Source organism: Aquimarina addita, from assembly GCF_039539305.1.
Classification (GTDB): Bacteria; Bacteroidota; Bacteroidia; order Flavobacteriales; family Flavobacteriaceae; genus Aquimarina; species Aquimarina addita.
In genome coordinates this window covers 148,875-171,890 of sequence record NZ_BAABCW010000002.1, presented here as the reverse complement: position 1 = coordinate 171,890, position 23,016 = coordinate 148,875, and the positions used below count along the sequence as shown (strand labels likewise).

General features: G+C 30.4%; 21 protein-coding genes. 1 reads left to right on the top strand and 20 read right to left on the bottom strand.

What is annotated here, in order from left to right; genetic code table 11:
- Positions 1-9 precede the first annotated feature (9 nt).
- The 4 genes from ABD816_RS03390 to ABD816_RS03375 all read right to left on the bottom strand — a co-directional run bounded on the left by ABD816_RS03390 (position 10) and on the right by ABD816_RS03375 (position 3,759).
- A complete protein-coding gene (locus ABD816_RS03390; protein WP_344924758.1) occupies positions 10-1,095 on the bottom strand; it encodes a glycosyltransferase family 9 protein in 1,086 nt (361 codons plus the stop codon).
- Between the two features lie 70 nt (positions 1,096-1,165).
- Positions 1,166-1,774 carry a DUF4254 domain-containing protein gene (locus ABD816_RS03385; RefSeq protein WP_344924756.1) on the bottom strand — a complete coding sequence of 203 codons (609 nt, stop codon included), beginning with the start codon at positions 1,772-1,774 and terminating at the stop codon, positions 1,166-1,168.
- A 5-nt stretch (positions 1,775-1,779) separates the two neighbouring features.
- Positions 1,780-2,775, bottom strand: coding sequence for a DNA adenine methylase (locus ABD816_RS03380; protein ID WP_344925222.1), 996 nt, complete (start codon positions 2,773-2,775; stop codon positions 1,780-1,782).
- Between the two features lie 60 nt (positions 2,776-2,835).
- Positions 2,836-3,759 carry a DUF6427 family protein gene (locus ABD816_RS03375; RefSeq protein WP_344924754.1) on the bottom strand — a complete coding sequence of 308 codons (924 nt, stop codon included), beginning with the start codon at positions 3,757-3,759 and terminating at the stop codon, positions 2,836-2,838.
- 122 nt (positions 3,760-3,881) lie between these two features.
- Between ABD816_RS03375 and ABD816_RS03370 the strand changes: the two genes are divergently transcribed.
- Positions 3,882-4,112, top strand: a complete 231-nt coding sequence (locus ABD816_RS03370) for a DUF6341 family protein (protein ID WP_344924753.1) — start codon at positions 3,882-3,884, stop codon at positions 4,110-4,112.
- Between the two features lie 64 nt (positions 4,113-4,176).
- Here ABD816_RS03370 and purD read toward each other — a convergent pair whose 3' ends face one another.
- The 16 genes from purD to ABD816_RS03290 form a co-directional block, all read right to left on the bottom strand.
- Positions 4,177-5,448: a phosphoribosylamine--glycine ligase gene (purD, locus tag ABD816_RS03365; protein WP_344924752.1), complete on the bottom strand. Its 1,272-nt coding sequence runs from the start codon at positions 5,446-5,448 to the stop codon at positions 4,177-4,179.
- A gap of 294 nt (positions 5,449-5,742) precedes the next feature.
- Positions 5,743-7,044: an O-antigen ligase family protein gene (locus ABD816_RS03360; protein WP_344924750.1), complete on the bottom strand. Its 1,302-nt coding sequence runs from the start codon at positions 7,042-7,044 to the stop codon at positions 5,743-5,745.
- A 90-nt stretch (positions 7,045-7,134) separates the two neighbouring features.
- On the bottom strand, positions 7,135-8,415 hold the full coding sequence (locus tag ABD816_RS03355) for an exopolysaccharide biosynthesis polyprenyl glycosylphosphotransferase (protein WP_425549104.1): 1,281 nt from the start codon (positions 8,413-8,415) through the stop codon (positions 7,135-7,137).
- 107 nt (positions 8,416-8,522) lie between these two features.
- Positions 8,523-9,869: an exopolysaccharide biosynthesis polyprenyl glycosylphosphotransferase gene (locus ABD816_RS03350; RefSeq protein ID WP_344924747.1), complete on the bottom strand. Its 1,347-nt coding sequence runs from the start codon at positions 9,867-9,869 to the stop codon at positions 8,523-8,525.
- 19 nt (positions 9,870-9,888) lie between these two features.
- Complete coding sequence (locus ABD816_RS03345) at positions 9,889-10,857, bottom strand: UDP-glucuronic acid decarboxylase family protein (protein WP_344924746.1); 969 nt, start codon at positions 10,855-10,857, stop codon at positions 9,889-9,891.
- 80 nt (positions 10,858-10,937) lie between these two features.
- Complete coding sequence (locus tag ABD816_RS03340; RefSeq protein WP_344924745.1) at positions 10,938-12,254, bottom strand: UDP-glucose dehydrogenase family protein; 1,317 nt, start codon at positions 12,252-12,254, stop codon at positions 10,938-10,940.
- Complete coding sequence (locus tag ABD816_RS03335) at positions 12,255-13,370, bottom strand: glycosyltransferase family 4 protein (protein ID WP_344924743.1); 1,116 nt, start codon at positions 13,368-13,370, stop codon at positions 12,255-12,257. It abuts the gene before it with no gap.
- Positions 13,348-14,622: an O-antigen ligase family protein gene (locus ABD816_RS03330; RefSeq protein WP_344924741.1), complete on the bottom strand. Its 1,275-nt coding sequence runs from the start codon at positions 14,620-14,622 to the stop codon at positions 13,348-13,350. Before ABD816_RS03330 ends, ABD816_RS03335 begins: the two co-directional genes overlap by 23 nt.
- Positions 14,597-15,436 carry a glycosyltransferase family 2 protein gene (locus tag ABD816_RS03325; RefSeq protein ID WP_344924739.1) on the bottom strand — a complete coding sequence of 280 codons (840 nt, stop codon included), beginning with the start codon at positions 15,434-15,436 and terminating at the stop codon, positions 14,597-14,599. The genes ABD816_RS03330 and ABD816_RS03325 overlap by 26 nt, the downstream gene beginning before the upstream one ends.
- Positions 15,433-16,767 (bottom strand): O-antigen ligase family protein, encoded by a 1,335-nt coding sequence (locus ABD816_RS03320; protein WP_344924737.1) that lies wholly within the window; start codon positions 16,765-16,767, stop codon positions 15,433-15,435. The genes ABD816_RS03325 and ABD816_RS03320 overlap by 4 nt, the downstream gene beginning before the upstream one ends.
- 4 nt (positions 16,768-16,771) lie before the next feature.
- Positions 16,772-17,617: a glycosyltransferase family 2 protein gene (locus ABD816_RS03315; protein WP_344924735.1), complete on the bottom strand. Its 846-nt coding sequence runs from the start codon at positions 17,615-17,617 to the stop codon at positions 16,772-16,774.
- A complete protein-coding gene (locus ABD816_RS03310; protein ID WP_344924733.1) occupies positions 17,617-18,207 on the bottom strand; it encodes an acyltransferase in 591 nt (196 codons plus the stop codon). The genes ABD816_RS03315 and ABD816_RS03310 overlap by 1 nt, the downstream gene beginning before the upstream one ends.
- Complete coding sequence (locus tag ABD816_RS03305) at positions 18,204-19,343, bottom strand: glycosyltransferase family 4 protein (protein ID WP_344924731.1); 1,140 nt, start codon at positions 19,341-19,343, stop codon at positions 18,204-18,206. Before ABD816_RS03305 ends, ABD816_RS03310 begins: the two co-directional genes overlap by 4 nt.
- Before the next feature lie 26 nt (positions 19,344-19,369).
- A complete protein-coding gene (locus ABD816_RS03300; protein WP_344924729.1) occupies positions 19,370-20,506 on the bottom strand; it encodes a polysaccharide pyruvyl transferase family protein in 1,137 nt (378 codons plus the stop codon).
- 7 nt (positions 20,507-20,513) lie between these two features.
- The gene (locus ABD816_RS03295; protein ID WP_344924727.1) at positions 20,514-21,578 is read right to left on the bottom strand and encodes a nitroreductase family protein; all 1,065 of its coding nucleotides are present in this window, start codon (positions 21,576-21,578) and stop codon (positions 20,514-20,516) included.
- Positions 21,579-21,586: 8 nt separating this feature from the next.
- Positions 21,587-23,011: a lipopolysaccharide biosynthesis protein gene (locus tag ABD816_RS03290; protein ID WP_344924725.1), complete on the bottom strand. Its 1,425-nt coding sequence runs from the start codon at positions 23,009-23,011 to the stop codon at positions 21,587-21,589.
- Positions 23,012-23,016: the final 5 nt, after the last annotated feature.

Sequence of the window (23,016 nt, the reverse complement as noted above, 5' to 3'; positions counted from 1 at the left end):
TGCCCAATATCATTGCAAAATTGCGTAAATTTTTTGTAAAATTGTGTTTGGTTGAATCGAATGCATTACTTTTTCATATCCTTCTGGGTATTTATTACCATATATAGAGGTAGGTATTTGATCATAAATAGCCAGATTAGGTAAAATAGCATGCTCAACTGGCTGTGCAAAAGGCATAAAACCAGCAAACGGATGTGTTACACCCCACAATGTAATGGTAGGTACTCCGTACATAGCTGCCAGATGTCCGTTGCCACTATCCATAGAGATCATTCCATCAAGATTGCCTATGAGTTTTAGTTCATTCGCAAACGATAGTTTACCCGCCACATTGATAACATTTTTATATTTACTTTCTATATTGTTAAAGATATCTATCTCTTTTTTTCCTCCGCCAAATAAAAATACTTCAAACATATCTTGTTTATCTAACTCTTCTATGACAGCGATCATAAGATCCAAAGGATAAGTTTTACTATCATATTGAGCAAAAGGAGCGATTCCTAACCATTTTTTTGTTGAATTCTGAGTTATACGTAAAACCTCTGGAGTTAGTTCTACTTTTTTTGGAAATGTATGATTCTGTAAATCAATTGGAAATCCTAATTTCTCAAAAACGTCGGCATACCGCTGATGCGTCGTTTTTAATTGTTTAAAGTTTTTATTAGATGTTCTGGTTAATGCCTTTTTCTCTGCTCTTCCTTTGTCAATTTGTATTACTTTGATCTTATGTAATCTAAAGAACTTTTTTAATATATTAGATCGTAGTACATTATGTAAATCTGCTACAGCGGTAATTCCTAATTTTCGCAGCTCTTTAGACAATTTTGAAAGTCCCAGTAATCCTTTATGCGTACCATCTACATCTGCGTGATAGAGAGCTATATTATCAATAGAATCAAAAATAGGTTCAAAAAATGCTCGTGTTAAGACTGTTATTTTAACATCAGGATACATAGTTCGAACCATTCTTATTACAGGAACAGACATAGCTACATCTCCCATAGCAGAAAGACGGATCACCAGAATATGTTCTGCCTCTATACTTTTAGGTGAGATTTCTTTTTTTGTTATTGTAGATACTTTTTGTTCCAAAAACATCGAATTTAACAATTGATAGACTAAACAGGCATTAAGAATAGTACCTATCTAACGGAATGTATTATTATTTCTCTCCTCTTAACACAGGATTTAGTTCATCATCATTATACATTTTCATTTGTTTATATACTTTCATGTATTTATCTCCATTCTCGATATCTTTTAATAAGGTATCAATCGCAGTAGAAAGATCAACTCTTTGTTCTAACAAAATCTGGTATTTTTTCTCACATGCGGCTCTGTGTTCTTCTGAAGCTTCTTTTCTTACTGTTTCTTCGTGCATATGATACACTTTTAATGCTAAAATCGATAACCTATCTACCCCCCAGGCAGGGCTCTCTGTATTAATAGTAGCATTAGGTTTAGCATCGATATCCTTATACTGCTCTAAAAAATAACTATCAATATATTCTACCATGTCTGTACGGTCCTGATTAGATGCATCGATTTGCCTTTTTAATGCTAAAGCGGCCACCGGATCAATATCCGGGTCTCTAATAATATCTTCATAGTGCCATTGCACGGTGTCAATCCAACATTTGCGATATAATAAATGTTCTAACCTTTGTGATTTGCTGTCATATGGATTAGAGAATTCCTGATCCACGGTATTTATTAAGTGATACTTATCAATAACTTCCTTAAAAATTGTGTTTGCTTTATCTGTAAACATTCGTTTTATTTTTCTAAAATGTGTAAATATTCTGTTGTTGTAATAGCCTTATGATTGCGACTTGCTGTTTTATCCGCTTTAAATCTTTTATAAGCTGTAGTTGCTAAATCATAACGTCCGTACTTTTGTAAAATTTGCTTTATTTGATTTTCTGACATGAAGCCTTCATTATTATAGCTTAGAAAGATATACTTAAACTTTGCTTCTTTAATCAATTCTTCAAATGCTGTTTTTACTTGTCTTTTTTTACAATAATTTGATCTTTTGTAAGGTCGTAAACCTGTTTTACCTGCTGGCACAAAGGTATCATATTTTGCAATAGTATTTAGTATATGATAATTAGAACCATACTGTCTCGCATTATATGGTGGGTCCAGGTACAAAATATCTCCTTCTATCTCCTTAATCAATACATTACTATCCATATTAAATACCTGATGTGAATTTTCTGTTTTTTGAAAATTAGCGGGAACAACTGTTAATTCTCTTTGCGCAGTTTTCTTCAATTGCTTAAGATATGATGCATATACTGATGCTGTATTAGCGACCTTATCTGCACTTTCTAATAATGAAGCCAGTAAAAAATAATAAACATCTTCTGTGATTTTATTGGAAGTTCTCCAATATTCAATCTTTATTCTAATAGCATCAATCAACTGACCATTTTGATTACTGAAATATTTACGCTCACATGTACCTCCAGTACAATAATTAGTATATATAAAACCTTCTTTTCCCTTTAATTCATTAAGATTTTTAATAAGACAAGAGATATCTAGAGCAGCATGATTTCCAATATAATTACGATTTAATACATAACTATAGTATTCCAGATCATTAGAAATTACTTTCTGAACGAAGGGCTTAAAAGTTCTGCCTATAATGCCGGTACCAGCAAAAAGATCACAAAACACAGCATTTTTCAATGTATTACCGACGACTCCCTTTACTGAGGTCTTAATAAAATTAGAAAGCCTATGTTTTGATCCTATATAATTCATTGCTATATCATCGTTCAACTTTTTCTCAATACATCCTAATTTTCACTTTGTCACCTCATTTCAAAATAAAGCAACCAATAAGGGTACCATTAAAAATACCCATATATTAATTTCTTTGACTAAATTATTATGTCCTAATTCTAAATAGGTAGTGCCCAGAATAGCTAAAGGAGCTGCTATAAAAATCATTTCAGAAGTATCCTTTACCGGTACAATGAGCACTATTACAATTCCTACTAATAATTGTGCTATCACCAATTGTAATATTGGTTTCGTTTTTTTCGCTTTCTTATTAAACTTAGCCAGATATACTGAAACAAAGAATACTATACATATAGAAAACACACCAATAAAAAAGAGTTTATCTCTAGTCAAATAATTTTCGTAGGAAAATGATACCGTATCTATGTATCCGGATATTGAAAAAAATGAGTCATACATTATTAAATAAAAACAGGTAGCAAATACATATATAATAAGTATTGATATCAAGGGGATAACCCAATTTCTATAGTTTTTTGAATCAAAATATAAAATTCCTAAAAACACAATACTTATAAACCCAATACTCCAAAAATATGCTAATGAAGCCAAACCAATACAAAGAGAGGCATTAAGAATGTTTATTTTGGTAAACTTTCCTGTTCTTAAATTTAATACGTTTTGTATCCCTAAGATTAGCAATGCATTAGAGAGCAAAATAGAAGGATTAGTAAGTCCGTAAGGTAAAACTGTTGTTAAAAAAGCAAACAATACAATAGTATTTGTACTTTTTTTAGTGAGGTTATTTCTTTGTGTAGTCGTATTCAATACAAACATCGAAAAAACATATGCTATAAACCCTACTACTATTACCAAAATTATATTTGTGTACTCTAAAGAAAAATCATTTTTATAAACAGCTACAGAATATAATAAAAGCATATATAATGCTATGATTATAAAATTAATTGGTTTTGATTTATTAAAAAAACTTGCTAGCACTACTATTTTTTATATTTTTGCAACAAACAAGATATTATTGTTTTTAAAGATACTATAACTATTTTATAAAAAAGTTTTTAGATCATCCTTTTTACTTTTTATAAAAAAATTAAAATGCTATTATGAAAGATTTTTTTGAAGCTATACAATCCCTTGTTGTAGATTTTCTTTTTGCACCTCTAGATATGCTGAGAGCTTTAGAGCTAGAGAGTTGGACTGCTGCTAATGCCGTTAATTGGTTCTTTATGCTGATTGGTTCTGTAGCATTTTTATATTGGATGAAGGAGCTTAAGAAATATAACGATAATAATGAAGAAGATAGAGATCCTAAGGCTCATTCTTTTTTAAATTAATATTCTCTTATAGAGGTAATTATATAATCATAAGATATATAAGTTCTACTTTGGGATAATATGCTTATAAATCAAAGCCCAAATCCTTTCTATAATATATCTTATCAAAATGTAATTTCTCAACATTTTTATAGGATTTTTTTAGTGCTTCTTTAAAGTCAATATCAAGTGAAGTCACTGCCATCACTCGGCCTCCATTAGTTACTATAGTATCTCCATCTAGTTTTGTTCCGGCATGAAAAACCAGCGAATCTTTAATAGTATCAATACCAGTAATTTGTTTTCCTTTATCATATGCCTCAGGATATCCACCAGAAACAGTCATTACCGTTGCAGCACTTCTAGGGTCTATCTCAACATCAATCTCGTTTAAGGTTTGCTTTGCAACGTGTGTGAATAATGACACTAAATCTGTTTGTAACCTTGGGAGAACAGCTTCAGTTTCCGGATCACCCATACGTACATTATATTCAATTACTTTAGGTTCATCTCCCACCTTGATAAGACCTATGAAGATAAAGCCTTTATATTCTATCTTTTCTTTTATTAATCCTTCTACCGTAGGCTTAATAATACGTTTTTCTATTTTATTCATAAAGATTTCATCAGCAAAGGGAACTGGTGATATAGCACCCATTCCTCCAGTGTTCAATCCTGTATCTCCTTCCCCAATACGCTTATAGTCCTTAGCAGTGGGTAAGGTAACATAGTTTTTCCCATCAGTGAGAACAAAAACACTTAATTCAATCCCATCCAAAAACTCTTCAATCACAACCTTCTCACTTGCAACTCCAAACTTTTTATTGGTTAACATATTTTCAAGTTCTGCTTTTGCGTCTTCGATATTCTCAAGAATCAATACTCCTTTTCCCGCTGCCAGACCATCTGCTTTTAATACGTATGGTGCATTCAGTGTTTCTAAAAATTCCTTTCCTTCATCAACTGTCTCTGGTGTAAAGCTTTGATATGCCGCGGTAGGAATGTTATGTCTTATTAAGAATTTTTTTGCATATTCTTTGCTTCCCTCTAATTTTGCTCCTTCTAATGAAGGACCAATTACAGCAACCTTCTTTAATTCTTCGTCTTTCGCAAAAAAATCATAAATCCCTAATACTAATGGATCTTCTGGTCCAACCACAACCATATCTATACCTTCAGTTTTCACCAATGCTTTAATGGCAACAAAATCGCTTACTGCTATGGGTATATTCTTTGCGATTTTTGCTGTTCCTGCATTACCAGGTGCAACAAATATCTTTTCACAAAGATCACTCTGCGCAATTTTGTAGGTGAATGTGTGTTCTCTTCCTCCTGATCCTAAAACTAAAATATTCATGGTATGGCTTTACTAACTTTTATAACATCAAAAATACTTCTTTAGCTCTTTTCTTACTAATTATACCAATTCTATTTTTATTGTAGGTTTAGATAATTTTTAGCTAGTTTAAATTATAAAATACAGGCATCGCCTTAGCTACGATTAAATTTCATGAAAAAGAAATAGTATTATTAATTCTTTTTCATGTCTTTCAACGTTCTAAAACTAAGTTTAAAGACATACTTAACGAAATACTAAGGCAACCTCAATATATTTTAAAGCAAAACAGTAATATGCTGTAATTCAAATACCCTAATTGATTCCATTATTACGGATAATTCTGCTTCCGAGAATACTTCTTTTTTTAAGTAATAACGGAATAACAATGGAGAAAAAGACAATCCCATTAAATCGGACCAGCATTGACTCAAACATAAGCGATATAAAAAGAATCAATAAAACCGCTAATTCATTACTACTTCTTTTCATACGTAAGGCAAGCAATACAAAGATGAATACTAGAATACCCAACCCTATAATTCCTGTATGCAGTAATGTTTGTAAAAATTGGTTATGTGCATTATACCTGTTTTGATAATTGTAGATATATCCCAATTCCTTATATTTTTCTATTAATACATCATTAGCATCTCCCACTCCATATCCAAAAAAAGGAGCTTCTTTTATCAACTGAAGGCTAGCCTGCCATGTCAAAATCCTTGATTTTTCTGATGCAGTATGATCATAACTTGTGGTATTTTCATAAGATTTCACTCTAGAGTAAAAATCAAAAACTCTGGGATTATTCAAAAAAACAATCAATCCCAAAAAAAATATAATTAACATCAAGTATCTTTTGCTTGTATCCTTCACTGCAAAAATTAGCAAAACCGACATCATAAATAGAATCAAGTAAGCAGCAAGAGATGCTAATAAAAAGAGATATAAGAATAATAAAGTAACGATAAAAAAACGAATACCTGTAATTAATTCCTTTTTTAGAAAATAACTTAAAACTAATAGAATATAAACAGAAACATAACTTGGATTTACTAAGACAGAAAACTCTGCTCCTATAAAAAAGTTCCACACAAGTATTAGTGTTTCTATAAGTGAGCTAATACTTGTTAATTCAATACTATCATCTCCTTTTACAAATAATACAGAATCGTGTATCGCTATAGCAAAATTAATAAAGAACGAAACAATCAATCCAAGAAGTAAAAAATTGAACAACTTACGAACCGTTAATGCATCTTCTTTTACGAATAAAAAAATAATTGGAAAAAGTAATAAAGATAATGACCGCTGTACTAATTCTATTCCGTCAGAAAGGTTATCAGTATATACTAAACTCAATGAAAGTACAATAAAATATACAGGGAAAAGTAACAATGCTTTATTATAAAGAAAAAACTTTTTCTGTGATTTAAATATATTAACTACTCCAAGAATAATGGATACTATAAAAAATGGGGTAGATAAATTAATACCTAATGGTAACAGAAAAAAAGCTAAATACAGGCTATTCCAAAATATAGTTAGGACTATATTATCCCTTTCATCTCTATGGAGTAGTTCTGTTAGTTCTATTATTCTTTTACTTAATCTCAATTTATTTTCTAAGTTTACCTGTACCTCAATATAATTTTATAAAAACAAGTCAAAATACATAAAATGACTCTACATCATTCTATACCTATATTAATATGCCTTTTCTTGTCCTTTTATAATATTAAAAACTGTATTGATAATTATTTTTATGTCTAATAGTAAAGACCAATTTTCTATATAAAAAATATCATATTTGATTCGGTTTACAATATCTTCATCATTTTCTACTTCCCCTCTATATCCTTTTACTTGTGCCATGCCTGTAATACCAGGTTTAACAGAATGTCGAAAAACAAAATTGTATTTATCTATTTTTTTTGCATAATCCTTTGTGTATGAGAGCATATGTGGTCTAGGTCCTACAACAGACATATCTCCAAATAATACATTAAAAAACTGAGGTAGTTCATCAATGCTCGTTCTCCTCATAAAACGTCCTATTTTAGTTACACGGCTATCCTCTTTTTTAACCTGATCCAAGTCAGAATAATGTTCATGCCTCATGGATCTAAACTTATAGCAAATAAACTCTTTATAATTAATACCATTACGGCGATGACTATAAATTAAAGGACCTCTGGACTCTGCTTTTATTAAAAGATATAATATCGGAATCACCCAAGATAAAAGAAAAATGATTACTAATAATGAGAAAACAATATCAAAACCTCTTTTTATTGCTCTATTTGTAGCACTATTTAATGAAACTTCTGGCATAGATAGCACGGGAAGATATTCATAATAATCAGTTTTAAGACGTTTAGAAATGATTCGTTGTGAATTAGGAATAAATTTCAATACACAATAATTCTGATCGGCATACTTAACATATTCATTTACAATATCATCAGAAACCTCATCTATCGAACAATATATCTCATCGACATCTTCCTTTTCTAAAAATTCAAAACTGTCTTTTATGGTATCCGTGAGATAATTAGAAAACGTGCCCAGTACCTGGTATCCCATATCTTTTCTTTTATTGAAAAATGCTTTTAGCTGGTCCGCACTCTTATTACTTCCAATAATAATTACCCTTCTATTATTTCCCCCCAGATATGAACGATATCTCTTTAATGCATAATATGTTATAATTTTTATAACACCAACAGTGAGAGTTGTAATCAGAATAAATCTAAAATTATCTCTAAATGATATTGTACTTATTCTTAATAACCCGAAATAAGCATACATCAGAATAAGCATCATTATCGCTTGTTTAAATAGAAGAGAAACGATTCTCAATACTTTTGTAAACCTGTATACTTCATAAAAATTTAGTAGAAATGAAGAAATCAACCAGACTGTCATCAAAAAAACACAAAACTGAAGACTATATAGATACCTTAATAAATAGTAAGAAAAAAACATCAAAAAACTTAGATCCAAAATGGTGAGCAATGGTCTAATTAAAAATGAGTATCCTCCTCTTTTATGATGCATTTAATATATTTTTGGACCAATTAACCTGATAGTAACTAATACGCTTTTTCTTCTCCTTTGATTGCGTTGACAACTGTTAAAATTACAATTTTAATATCTAAAAGTAAGGACCAATTTTCTATGTAAAAAATATCATATTTTACTCTGTTCACGATATCTTTATTCGTTTCTATTTCCCCTCTAAAACCACTTACTTGTGCCAATCCAGAGATCCCAGGCTTCACAAAATGACGTACCATAAATTTATCTACTTTATGTACAAAATCTTCATTATGTTTTACCATATGAGGTCTGGGTCCCACCACAGACATGTCACCTTTAAGTACATTAATAAATTGTGGTAATTCATCAATACTAGTTTTCCTGATAAACCTACCAACTTTAGTCACTCTATTATCACCTTTGGTAGTTTGATTGCCAGTCGTATTAGATTTCATTGATCTATACTTATAACAATAAAATTCTTTATAATCCAATCCATTTCTTCTCTGTTTAAAAAAAACAGGACCCTTTGATTCTATCTGGATCAAAAGAAAAATTAATGGTGTTAACCAAGACAGGATACAGATTAAAACAAGTAAGGATAGTGTAATATCAAAGCTTCTCTTTAAAAATTTATTTATTGGATGGTCCAGAGGAATCTCTCTAAAAGATAAGATGGGCACATATCCATAATAATTAAAAATTAACTTCTTAGTAAAAATATCCTTATTATCTGGAATAAACTTAAGGACTTTTAAATTATTATCGGTAAAGTTTACAATCTCTCTCAATTGGTCATTTGACAATTCTGCAACTGAGCAATATATTTCATCTATATCGTTATCCACAATAAAATTAAAACAATCATCTAAATCAAAACTCTCATTTCTAACGCAAAACTTTTTTTGAAATTTATACCCATATTCTAATTTTCCTTCGAAAATTTCTATTAGTTGATCTGTTTTCTTATTATCACCAATAACTACTACATTTCTATAGTTTCCACCAAATACGGTTCTGTACTTGTTTAATAAATACAGAAAAAGAAACTTAAAGAAAGCAATTAAAGCCGTAACCGAACCAAAATACTTAGCAATTTCTAATCTACTTATACCAGGCTGTTTAAAAAATCCAATAAATGCATATAATATGAGTCCAAAAATTAAAAATTGACTAAATAAAGAGGCCAGTGTATGAGTAATTTTATAAAATCGTTCTATTTCATAAAATTTATTTTTAATAGATAAAATAGTCCATACGATAGATACATATACGGAGAATAAAAAATAATCCGTTAGGTTGGTTTCAAACAATAATATCGTAATGTTTAGAAGAAACAAATCGACCAAACAAAAGAGTGGCTTTATATATGCTGAATATCTTCCAATTTTACCCTTCATTTAATCATTCATCAAATACCTAAAATTCTCTATGTTCACTTTTAGATAATTCTTCTTTGGACAAGCTTTTAAAATACTCCAACGTTTGCTTCATGCCTTCTGATCGAAGAATAGTTGGTTCCCAATCCAAAATTTCTTTAGCTTTTGCTATATTGGGCTGTCTCTGTAATGGATCATCTACAGGTAGTGGCTTATATATAACCTTTTGATCAGTTCCTGTTAATTTTATAATTTCTTCTGCAAAATCTCTAATTGTAATTTCATTTGGATTACCCAGATTTACAGGATATACATAATTACTAAACAACAATCTATATATCCCTTCAATTAAATCATCAACATAGCAAAATGACCTGGTCTGCAGACCTTCTCCAAAAACTGTTAAATCCTCACCACGTAACGCTTGTCCTATAAAAGCAGGAACCACGCGCCCGTCATTTAGTCTCATTCTAGGACCGTACGTATTAAAAATCCGAGCAATTCTGGTTTCTAAACCATGATATGTATGGTATGCCATAGTAATTGATTCCTGAAAACGCTTAGCTTCATCATACACTCCTCTGGGGCCTATGGTATTTACATTTCCATAATATTCTTCAGTTTGTGGATGTACCAATGGATCACCATATACTTCGCTTGTAGATGCTATTAGAATTCTTGCATTTTTCTCTTTCGCCAATCCTAATAAATTATGCGTTCCTAATGAACCTACTTTTAAGGTTTGTATTGGGATTTTAAGATAATCAATAGGGCTTGCTGGCGATGCGAAATGCAATATATAGTCTAAGGTACCTGCTACATGCACGAATTTAGATACATCGTGATGATAAAACTCAAAGTTTTCCAGTTTAAAAAGATGCTCTATGTTCTTTAAATCTCCAGTAATTAGATTATCCATCGCTATAACCCGAAAATCTTCCTTAACGAAACGATCACATAAATGAGAACCAAGAAAACCCGCTGCTCCTGTAATTAAAATTTTTTTCAATCTGTGCGTATTTTTTCCAAATTTAGTGATTCGACAGCGAGAGACATAATAAAAAGTTAAAATATAAAAAAGTTGCCGTGTTATGATTTAAATGCATTGCTCCTACCAATAGAAATATAATCTAGCTGTTCTTTTTCCATATCCTGAATGTCATAGAGGTTTCTTCCATCAAAAATCACCTGGCTTTTTAAATTTTTTCTGATTTTTTCAAAATCCGGTGTTCTAAATATACTCCATTCTGTGCAGATTATCAATGCATCCACATTTGTTATTGCATCATACATTGTCTTAGAAAAACTAATTTTATCTCCATACTTATTGCTTACATTTTCCATCGCTTCCGGATCAAATGCCTTGATTTTTGCACCATTATTCAGTAGCTCATCAATTATGTATAATGAGGGTGCTTCTCTGATATCATCAGTCTCTGGTTTAAATGCTAAACCCCATATTGCAAAAGTCTTGTTTTGTAGATCATTATCAAAATAGGCCTTGATTTTAGGAATCAGAGCCGTTTTTTGTTTTTGGTTCACTTTAATTACCGCATCAAGCATTGCAAAATTATAATCTGATTCTTTTCCCGAATTATACAAAGCTTTTACATCTTTAGGAAAACAAGATCCTCCATACCCTATTCCAGGAAATAAAAAGCGCTTGCCTATTCTAGAGTCTGTTCCCATACCAATTCTCACTTTATCAACATCTGCACCCACTTTTTCGCAATAATTTGCAATCTCGTTCATAAATGTAATTTTAGCAGCCAAAAATGAATTTGCCGCATATTTAGTGAGTTCTGCAGACTTCTCATCCATAATAATAATAGGGTTGCCAGATCTTACAAAAGGCTTATAAAGTTTTTTCATAAGTTCTGTAGCTTTCTCTGAGCTTGATCCAATTACGATTCTTTCTGGCTTCAAAAAATCATCTACAGCAAAACCTTCTCTAAGAAACTCTGGATTGGATACTACATCAAAATCGCAGATTGCATTTTTTGCAATAACTGCCTGCACTTTTTCTGCAGTACCTACAGGAACTGTACTTTTATCTACAATTACTTTATAGTCCTTGATGATCTTACCAATTTGCTCAGAAACCCCTAATACAAATGATAAATCCGCTGCTCCATCTCCATCATCTGGCGTAGGCAACGCCAAAAAAATAATTTCTCCATGTTCTAACCCTTCAGAAAGCGAAGTAGAAAACTTTAATCGACCTGCTTTTATATTTCTTTCAAATAAAACGTCTAGGTGAGGTTCATATATTGGAACTTCACCATTACGCATTTTTTGAACTTTATTTTCATCTATATCAACACAAACAACTTCATTTCCTGTCTCTGCCAGACAAGTCCCTGTAACTAATCCTACGTACCCTGTACCTATAACTGATATTTTCATTTATTTTAATTTTATAAAATCTTGATATTTTGTTTCAACAAAAAATTTAAACTCTTTTTCAAATCGTTCCTTGGAAAACTTCAACGCATGTTCTCTAATCTGTTCGTGATTAAACTCTTTTTCTTCAAAATAAAGAACTGCATCTTTTAACGAACCAACTTCTTGTTTATTGAAAAGAATTCCTGTTTTCTCATGAATTACTGTTTCTTTTAAACCACCTTTCCCAAAACCAATGACAGGTGTACCACATGCCTGAGCTTCAACCGGAATAATTCCAAAATCTTCCTCTGCTGCAAAAACAAAAGCTTTTGCATTCTGCATATAATTTTTTAATTCTTCTACACCTACAAAACCAATGAATTCAATATTGGATTTTGCTATTTTTTTAATTCTAGTAAAATCGGGACCATCGCCAGCTACAATTAATTTTTTATCAGGCATTTCATTAAATGCTCTAACGATCAAATCAATTTTTTTGTAGGACACCATTCTGGAAGCGGTAAAATAAAAATCCTGTTTATCTTTAGTCAATAAAAACTTCTCGACATCAACAGGTGGATATATAACAGTAGACTCTCTATTATATACTTTTTTAATTCTTCCTGCGATATAATTTGAATTTGCAATAAAATGATCTACTCTATTACTATTTATAACATCCCAAATTCTAATTTTATTAAGAACATACTTGGCATAAAGTCCTTTCATTCCTTTCTCCAGATTTGCTTCTTTGAGATATTCGTGGTAAAAATCCCAGGCATACCTCATTGGTGAATGACAATAACAAATATGTAATTGATTTTGATTTGTCAATACTCCTTTTGCTATAGAAGCAGAGGAACTAAGTACAACCTCATATTCTTGTAAATTAAATTGTTCTATGGCATAGGGAAACAATTGAAGAAACTTTCTGTGATTACTCTTAGCAGTAGGTAGTTTCTGAATAAAACTAGTATGTACTGTCTTATTATTTAAAATATACTTTCTGTCTTTCTCTGACAAAAAATCAATCAAAGCATAGTGATCAAAATCATCCCATATAGCATTTATTGAATGAATTACTTTTTCTGCTCCTCCATTTACATAATACCAATCATGCACTAAGGCTTTTTTCATTATGTATATTTTTTAAAAGATCAAATTTATAGAATGTATTGAACAATAAAGCGTAAAATACAAAGAAAGTTAACCCTATTTGTCTTTGTAAATAAGATTCCACTAAACAAGAGACTACAAAAACTATCAAAAACCAGCCAAAAATTCTATTTCGTGATTGCATCGCTGTCACAATTAATGAATACAGTAAAAATAAATATACTGCTAATCCTATGAGTCCAAATCTTAATAACACCTCCAGATATTGATTATGGGCATTATGCTTATTTATATAGGACTCACTCCTATCATTACGGTGCATTTGTAGTTGATGAAGTCCGCCATCCGATCCGACACCTAAGGCTAAATTATTTTTTGAAACTATCCATACACTTTTCCAGTTTTCTGGTCTTGATGTATCCCATTTACCTTTCAAAAAACTCCACTCAATCCTTTTAAATAATGTCCCTCCTCTGAAGCCCTTTATAGACTCTTTATAGTTCATATTATTTATTAAGAACAAACCCAAAATAAGTGCTGTAGATATTACTAAAACATGCTTTTGCTTTCTTTTTTTGATTAAGGAAATAAAATAAAATACAAACAAAATCCCCAGAATAATAAAAGACATAAAAGATGAAATACTATACAATGCAAACAAAAAATAAAACAACAATAAATACCTGAGTACTTTATTTTCTGGAAAACTAAGCTTCCAAATAGGTACAATTGCAAAAACTACCAAAAATGCCAAATATGGTGGATGTACTACAACAATAGCCTCTTTTACAAATTCTTCTCTCACAAAATACGTTAGTAATGAACCTGGACCTTGTACTCCTAAAATTATTTTTTTTAAAATATGTATATAAGAACTACTAATAATTACGGTAATACCAACTATTAAACCATAAAGTGATGCTTTTACTTTCACATAGTCAATTGACTTTGATAGGTTAATAAAAGTGATTGGCAATAATATTAAAAGAATGTTTTTGATAACATTAGATGAAGCTCTTTTCATATCATGGGCGTATACTATTCCGACTACCTGAATAATAAAAAAAGATATAAAAAGCAAGGGTATTAAAGATTTCTTATTGAATAAAGAAAGATACGTTCTTTTCTCAAACCTAGTAAACGAATACAAAAACAAAATTCCAAAACATATGCTATTAAATCCATAGGAAAAAGGAATACTAAAGCCAGTAATAAATAATAAACCTGTAAGTATTACTTCAGAATTTTTATTTAGATTTAAAATAGCCTTCATATCTTCCTTTGAATCCTTTTACAAAATACATAAACATCTGCTTGTTAAAAAATACTATAGATTTTAGCATTCCTAATATATATAGCAATAAAAAATATAGGATTCCTTTGAGGCCAAACTTATTTTTTCTCAAGAAATACCCTCTTCCTTTTCCATACTTATAAGCACGAATAGCTGTTTGTTCATTATAAACCCTAACTGGATTAGGATGAAACATTCTAAAATCCGGATAAAACTTCATTTCTGCACCTTTAGCTAACAACTGCAATACAAAATCCGGTCCTTCATCTGAGCAATAACCAGATGGGGAGCCCACACCTAAATCTTCATCAAACCAGATTCCATCAGCAATATTAGACTTTATAAAAATACCAGCTTCAATTACGGTCTTTAAAATATTTGATCTTCTGATCTTGATCTCATTAGAAGATAAGTTGGCAATTGCCTTACCATCTGTTTTGTCCATTGTATTTGCCACAATACCATCTTCAGGATTTTCTTCAAAACATGTGTTGACTCTCATTAAAAAGTCATTAGGGTATTCACAATCATCATCTGGAAAAGTGAGAATACTACCTTCAGCAATTTTCATTCCTTCATTTCTTGCATGGGACGCTCCTCTTGCAGGAATTCTAATATGCTTTAATACTAACGAATTTTTATAAGAATTAATTATCGATGTTAATATATCCTTTTCATTTTGATCTACCACAATAGCCTCAAAATCTTTAAAACTTTGGTTTAATAATGAATCTAACATTAAAATAAGTTCTTCAGATCTGCCTAATGTGGGTATTATTATAGAAAACCTCATTCGATTTTTGCTTTATCTAGTGCCGTTATACTCATAGCTATCCCAATATACATCCAAAAAAACTGAGAATGATAAATAAATCCAGACAATTGAGATACAATCAGAATTAATACTAAACTTTCAATCCCTGCCTTTGCAAGGGGAAAATTAATGTCATTCAATTTTATAAGATGACTCAGTTTTGTATATATATTTCGCAAAAATATTAAAAAAGGTATAGTTCCTATAAGACCAAAGTTAGCTAATAAATTGATTAAAAAATCATAAGTAGGAAAAACACCCCAGCCTAAGCCAAGTAATGGATAGCGAAGAAAATACTTAACTCCTAACGTGACCGTTTTTAACCGTTCAATACCAGAATAATTTCCTGACTTTTCAACTAAAATAGTGATTGAAAAAAGCAGCCCCATTATACATAAAAAGGCAAACAAAAAAATTAATAATATTCTGATAGTTCTGGAGAAAATTCTCATTTTATTTTTTAGCAATAACCCAATAGTCATCAGAAAACCTAGTACTCCTGTGGATGTTTGTGCAATTATGAGGCTTATAGTAGAAATTATATATAGCAACTGATTATTGGAAGAGGAAAATGTTTTAGATATTTTTTTTTGACTAAACCAATAAAAAAATGGTATAGCTGGTGTTAATATCTGAGCAAAATATGACGCTTCCATCGTAACACTAATCATTCTTGGTAGGCCATTGGCACCCAGCAATGTACCTCTTTTGGACATTCCCATATGATCAAATATTTGATATGGGTAAGGTATCTTGGTAAAGAAACAAAAATATTCAAACCATCCCCAAAAGATCATAAAACTAATTCCTGCTATAAAGAATTTAAACAATCTTTTGATGTCAGATTTTGTTTGGTAATTCACTACGATCATAAAAATTATGAGTAACCCAATTAAGAAATAAATTAATTGAGTTATCCATTGAAAACTTGGAACCAACGGAATTTCCTTTGCGTAAAATACTAGAGAATTATAACGGTCTAATACTTTATAATCACCATTGATGATAAATGGCATAATCTGAGAAGTAACAGCTGCAATACCAATAATGATCAGCCAAATCAGATTTTTCTTTAAGGTCTTAGGGTATCTGATTTTTTTCTTTGCGATAGAAAATAAAGCAAAACTAAAAAAAGCCAGAAAAAATACTACTAATGGTAGACTAAGAGGTGTTTCTTTAATGAAAAAAACAGCAGTAGAATTAAAAGGAATAAAAAAGATAAATAAATCTATGAATCTTGTTTTCTTGTAAGCGATTACTATCAATATTGACAGGAATACACAAAAAAAGCCATACCAATTGATTTCCATAGGATTAATTACTCCATCTCTTTTCCTTACCGAGAATTTTTCTATATAAATCTGCTGTTTTAGCAGCAAATGATTGACCAAATATAGAGGATAAAACTGTTATAAATAAAATTCTGATCTCCCAAATCGCCAATTCTTTAGAAAAAGATGTAATTCCATTTAATTTTCTAGCTTTTTTCGACTCTTTAACTACTTTATATCTATTGTCTAAACTAGCACTTACCCCTCCTTCTCTCATCGATAATGTAGTTTCATTAACAAATAAGGCATCATTATCAGGATTTTTAAATTCTCTTAGTAAAAATTCATAATCTCCTGTTATTTTAAAAGAGTCATTAAATTGTCCATGCATTTCAAAAAGAGATGCATGGTGGAAAGATCCGCTGTGCCCGATATTCATAATATAAGTAAATCTACTTTTTTGTTCAACCCACGGCTTACCAGATACTTCAACTAATTTACCCTGAAGGGTTATATGTTCTATTTTTCCGTATACATACTTTATTTTTTTATTTTCTGCATCTTTAAGATATGGGATCATCGTAGTTATCACATCAGGATTTTTCCAATAATCGTCTGCTCCGATAAATACAATCCATTCTCCTGAAACATGTTTTAAAGCTTTGTTCCATGCATTATATATACCTGTATCTGGTTCTGATACCCAAAATTTTAATCGCTCTCCATATTTTTTTATAATTTCTGGTGATCTATCTGTTGAATTTCCGTCAACAACAATATATTCGATATTATTATATGATTGATCCAAAACACTCAAAATAGTTTGTTCTAAGTATTCTTCTCCATTATAAACTGAAGTTATAACTGATATTTTTGGATTTTTATTCATTATATATCTCTAATAAATTTGGCTGGGTTACCACCCCATATTTGATTATCCGGTATTGATTTTGTTACTATACTTCCGGTTGCCACGATAGAATTTTCACCGATTACTACCCCTTTTAATAGCGTAGAATTAGCTCCAATAAATGCTTTCTTTTTAATAACAATAGGAAGTGTTTTTCCTTCATCCTGAGAAGTACCTCTAATACTTGCATCCAGAGAATGAAAATCAGTATCCCAGATCAGACAGCCACCTCCAAGTAATACGCCATCCTCAATTAAAATAGAATTTTCAGAAAATATAGTGGTATTGGAAATTCCTACATTATTTCCTATTATGATTTTTCCTTCTTTTTTTGTAATCAATCTTAGAATAGTATCTCCTCCTATTGGATTATTAGAAGCTCCAGAATTGGCTCTAAAATTTTTTCCAATTGTAATTCCTCCTGTACCACTATTCCTAATAAATAGAATGCCATTAATCTTCCAATTTTTACCAATAGATACTTTAAATAAAGAAAAATGTATCCCACAGATAGCTTGGTAAAAAACTTGTCTTATAAAAGTTACTATTTTATATATAACTATAATCATTTATCATTAAAAAATAAATTATAAACCTCTACAGTTTTTGGAATATTAAATTTTGAATTGAAGTTAGTATACGCAAATTCATATGCATTCTTTCCTAAATATTCTCTAAGCTTTTTATCTTCCATTTTATTTATCTCATCAAAAAGACCTTTATCATTATATAATTCATAAATAAGACCTGTGGTATTATGAATTACTTGTTCATTCAAACCACCAACATTTGATATTATTGAGGGAATCTGTAGTGCCCCAGCTTCAATTACAGCACGTGAAAAATGTGGCTCCGTAAAAGGACTTACCAAAACATCAGTTATAGAAAGAACTTCTTTTACATCGTTCTGCATTTCTACAAAATGAATGTTGCTTGATGCAAAGGATTTTACATTATTATTATATATAGATTTATCTTCTTTATCATAGCCTACCATAAGAAAGTGAAAAATCTTACTTTTTATTTCCTTTGCAGTCCTAGCCAATTCCAAAGCTCCATTGGATGGAGAAATTCTCGATAAAAAGGTAAAAACTATATCTTCTTTTGCAATACCTAATTTTGCTCGTAAATCTGATTTCTTTTTAATATATAAATCAAAATTAACAAAATTAGGGATAATTACTGGTCTTGTTTGTTTAAAGCATGATGCATCAAACTCGCTAATAGCAATTAACTTATCCACATATTTTTCATTAAAAAAACGAAGAATAGATCCAAAAAAGTTTGGTAAAAGAGGCTCTCTAATATGACTAACTACTGGTGTGTTCTTATTTACAAATTTTTTAGATACAAGCGCAAACATAAATAAGCAAGTAGTATTCAGATGAATAATATCCGGATTTATCTTTTTAAGGATAAAAGGAGCTCTGAAAAGTGTAATTAATGCCCCAATGATATTTTTTACAAAAAGCATAAAAGACATTCCAGAAACAGTGGTTCCATGAAAAGGAAACATTTTTTTATTTTTAACCACAACCTCTGCTCCAGAAGCTCTAAATAAATCAACTACCGGTCCATTTTTAATACATAAAACAATTGGTTCATATTTTCTTTTATCTAAACCCTGTATTAAGTAGGCAAGACTCTTCGGTGCGCCACCCATACCGCCATCATGGTGTACAAACAATATTTTTCTTTGTTTCAAACTTCTTTCATTTTTAAAGCCTCAATTTATTCAATTAAAGCCCAAATTTTATTCCACATCTCACTTAGTTCTTTACTTAATTTATACTTTCTTTCAATTAATACCCGTTGAATATTTTCATAATCTCCAAAAACGTCATCAATTTTAGAAAATTCTATATGTTCATCGTTTCTGACCTCCAAAATTCTGTTGTACTGATTAAAATCTTCAAATAACATCTCGTATTTATGGTTCCAACTCGTGGCTAAACAAGGCACTCCTTGATTTAAGGCACTTGCGACACCATGAAATCGTGATGAAATAACTAGAAAAGAGGCTCCAATAACCCCTTTTACCTGCTTTGCATCTAATCCACTAATGACTTTCAATTTATTATCAAATCTATTATTTATTTTATTACATATGTCTAAATCTCCAATTCCTTCATGATTTAATAAGAATATTTTTTTTCCTTTTTTCTCTATGTTATTAATTAGTTTCTCAATAAAACTAATATATTCTAACGAATCATTTTGAGCATGTGTAACCATTTTTTGATTTGGAATTATGCATACTTGTCCTTTAATACCCTCATATTGAACAGGCAAATTTCCCTTAACCGATAAGGTGAAATCAGAATATGTCCATATTTTATTCTTATTACCTCCCGCTTCTAGTAAATGTTGATATGAAACTTTTTCACGTGCAATAATTAAATCTGCGTATTTACTAATAATTTCTATTGATTTTTTTCCTTCTAAGGTCTCAAAAGGACCAAATGCTTGGGGTAAAAATATTATTTTCGTTCCTCTCTTTCTTAAGTTTTTATAATATTTTTCTAAAATATATAAATCTTCACTTGAATAGTTCCATTGGTCTGAAAATTGAAATCCTGCTCCATCTAAAACTATATCAATATTTTTTAATGGATGTTTAGCCATAAAATAAGTATATGGAAGATTTAATCTTCTTAGAATAGCTTTAGGATATCTTCCATATTGTAGAGCAAATCTTTTCTTTATAGCAAGTGATGATTTAATAATTAATTTCTTTTCTCCAGGGTAATTAGAATTATAATTGATTGAGGCATTTGGAAATTTATTTTCTATCTCCTCTAAAATTGCATATAACATTAATTCTGCTCCCTTATTCAGGGTATTTGTTCCGTCAATTTGAATTTTCATAATTCTCTTAATTATATCTTCTAATATTATTCAATGATCTTTTTTCTGAATATGCTACTTTTCCATTACGATCTGGATACCCGACAGCCATACACATAATAGGTCTTTGGTATTTTTCTAATTGCAATATTTTTTCCATCTTTTTTTCCAAACGCTCAACATCAGGCCAATTAATTGCACAACTACTTAACCCTAAGGTTTCTAATGCTAACATAAATGTCATATTAGCTAATGATGCATCGATATATATAACATGGCGATCTCTTTCATCAAAATAGGCATCTAAATTCCCTAAAACTACTACCATCATTGGAATACCATCTACATATCCTTTTACTCCTCCTGGGATGTTTGCTACCTGTTTTAGCAATATTGGCTCATCAATAATTCTATATTCAAATGGTTGCCTGTTGCAGGCACTTGGTGATTGACAGGCGGCACTAATCGCCTTATCAATTAGGTCATGAGGCACTTTTTTATCTTCAAACCAACGAACTGATCGTCTATGACGAGTTAATTTATAAAAACTATCGAATGAAATTATTGGATTCTCCTCTAACGATCTATAATAAGGAATAAGCTTTTGTGAATCTTGAACCATCTCTTTTTCGATTTCCATATACTTTGAAACTTTATTAAAAAAGCGCTCGGATAGTTCGTCAATCAAAGGATGTCTCCCACTACTTTGAAAATATTCATTTAGAACATCAAAAAACCACTTATACTGTTTATCTTCATCTAACTTTGACGGATCCCAAATATTTAGAAAAGCATCCACAGTTTCTTCTATATAATCTAATGCAAAAATATCTCTTCTAGGTCTCATTAAAAGACCTTTTTCTATCCTATGTGTATTTCTTATCAATGTATAAATATTAGCTTTTCTAATTTTTAGTTCTTTAATATGTCTTACCTTTCCTTTTAAAACTGAATACTGTTCTCTGCTAAACTTTCTATTAAAAAACAGGTAATAAATACTACTAAAAAAAGGTGTCGCTACAAAATATCGAGATAAGACATTATCTATAAAAAACTGAAACCCTAAATATAATTTAACTAAGATTTTTTTCATAAGTATTATTATAATAACTTTTTCAAAAGAAGTTGTAGATTTTTTTTCTCCAACTGATAAATAATTCCTGCATATGAAACTATGAATATAAATGAAAGAATAAATATATTTTTAATTTCAAATACGTAAGTTAATGCACATATAATTAAAGCAGTAAAAAAAACACCAATTAATGCGCTTTTAACAGCAGAAAAAATGTTATAAATAGTTAATCCGATCTCTCTATTGAGAACTGTTATTCCTACAATTACTAGGGCTATTTTGTTAACTAGAATAGCACATGCTGCGCCAGCCAACCCATAATACAAAATTCCAATATATAAACCGGGTATAAGTACTAAGATAGTTAATCCGATAATAATTTTCATTTCTAATTGTGGCTTACCTATTCCTCTTATTAATGAAGTAAAAGAATTGATTAATAAATGAATCATCATTGCAACAGCTAGTATTTTCAGAGGTAAAACAGCTTCTTTCCAGTTTTCTCCAAAAAAACCGATTACTTGTTCTCCAAATAATAATAAAAAAGCCATCAATGGATAGATAAGTATGGAATTAAAATTAACAATTTTTAAAAAATAATTCTTCAGTTTTACTTTATCATCCTGACTTTTTCCAAAAACCGGATACATCACTTTATTTAATATAGTACTTATCATTTGCCTTACTTGTTCTGTTAATGTAAACGAAAGTGTGTATGAACCGAGTAAAGAAGATCCTAACATCTTACCAATAATAAGATTATCTATATTATAAGTTAATGTACTAAAAATACTTGTTCCTGTAGAATATGCTCCAAATCCAAAAATTTGTTTGAAGTGTTCTTTGTCCCATTCAAGACTTGGTTTCCACCTGGTATTTATATAAAGCATAGGAACTGTCAGTCCCACGGATAAGACATTATTGATTACTAAAGCCCAAACACCAATACCAAAACTTGCACCAATAACTGCGGTTGCACCCGCAATTAGTGCCGATATATTAAAAATCTGAGCAATTTTTTTAAAATTAAGGGCTCTGGTTAGAATAACGGAATGAATTAAACTAAATGGTTTGATTAAAATTCCTAAACTTAATACTGCTATCAACTTTATCAAAATAGGCTCTCCATAAAAATAGGCTGCAAATGGCCCTATTATGCAGCTCATAAATAAATACAAAATTATCCCCCAAATAATACCACTCCAAAATGCAGTTGGATACATCATTTTAACTTGATCATCATCTTTTTTCTGGATCAACGCAGCACTCATACCTAATTCTGACGCTGCTCCAGATACGGCTATAAACACCATACACATACCAACCAATCCAAACTCTTTAGGCACAAGTAATTTTGCTAGAATAAACTGAACAGAAAACTTAAATATGGTGTTTAATACAAATTCAATGCCTGTCCATTTTATTCCGGAAACAATTTTTTTTGAATCCAAGACTT

Bases quoted from the DNA above. Each gene is read 5' to 3' on its own strand.
- ABD816_RS03340 (WP_344924745.1), bottom strand. From the start codon at position 12,254: ATGAAAATATCAGTTATAGGTACAGGGTACGTAGGATTAGTTACAGGG.
- ABD816_RS03295 (WP_344924727.1), bottom strand. From the start codon at position 21,578: ATGAAAAAAATCTTAGTTAAATTATATTTAGGGTTTCAGTTTTTTATA.
- ABD816_RS03380 (WP_344925222.1), bottom strand. From the start codon at position 2,775: ATGAATTATATAGGATCAAAACATAGGCTTTCTAATTTTATTAAGACC.
- purD (WP_344924752.1), bottom strand. From the start codon at position 5,448: ATGAATATTTTAGTTTTAGGATCAGGAGGAAGAGAACACACATTCACC.
- ABD816_RS03315 (WP_344924735.1), bottom strand. From the start codon at position 17,617: ATGAATAAAAATCCAAAAATATCAGTTATAACTTCAGTTTATAATGGA.
- ABD816_RS03325 (WP_344924739.1), bottom strand. From the start codon at position 15,436: ATGAGGTTTTCTATAATAATACCCACATTAGGCAGATCTGAAGAACTT.
- ABD816_RS03335 (WP_344924743.1), bottom strand. From the start codon at position 13,370: ATGAAAAAAGCCTTAGTGCATGATTGGTATTATGTAAATGGAGGAGCA.
- ABD816_RS03320 (WP_344924737.1), bottom strand. From the start codon at position 16,767: ATGGAAATCAATTGGTATGGCTTTTTTTGTGTATTCCTGTCAATATTG.
- ABD816_RS03370 (WP_344924753.1), top strand. From the start codon at position 3,882: ATGAAAGATTTTTTTGAAGCTATACAATCCCTTGTTGTAGATTTTCTT.
- ABD816_RS03310 (WP_344924733.1), bottom strand. From the start codon at position 18,207: ATGATTATAGTTATATATAAAATAGTAACTTTTATAAGACAAGTTTTT.
- ABD816_RS03385 (WP_344924756.1), bottom strand. From the start codon at position 1,774: ATGTTTACAGATAAAGCAAACACAATTTTTAAGGAAGTTATTGATAAG.
- ABD816_RS03355 (WP_425549104.1), bottom strand. From the start codon at position 8,415: ATGTTTTTTTCTTACTATTTATTAAGGTATCTATATAGTCTTCAGTTT.
- ABD816_RS03300 (WP_344924729.1), bottom strand. From the start codon at position 20,506: ATGAAAATTCAAATTGACGGAACAAATACCCTGAATAAGGGAGCAGAA.
- ABD816_RS03330 (WP_344924741.1), bottom strand. From the start codon at position 14,622: ATGAAGGCTATTTTAAATCTAAATAAAAATTCTGAAGTAATACTTACA.
- ABD816_RS03350 (WP_344924747.1), bottom strand. From the start codon at position 9,869: ATGAAGGGTAAAATTGGAAGATATTCAGCATATATAAAGCCACTCTTT.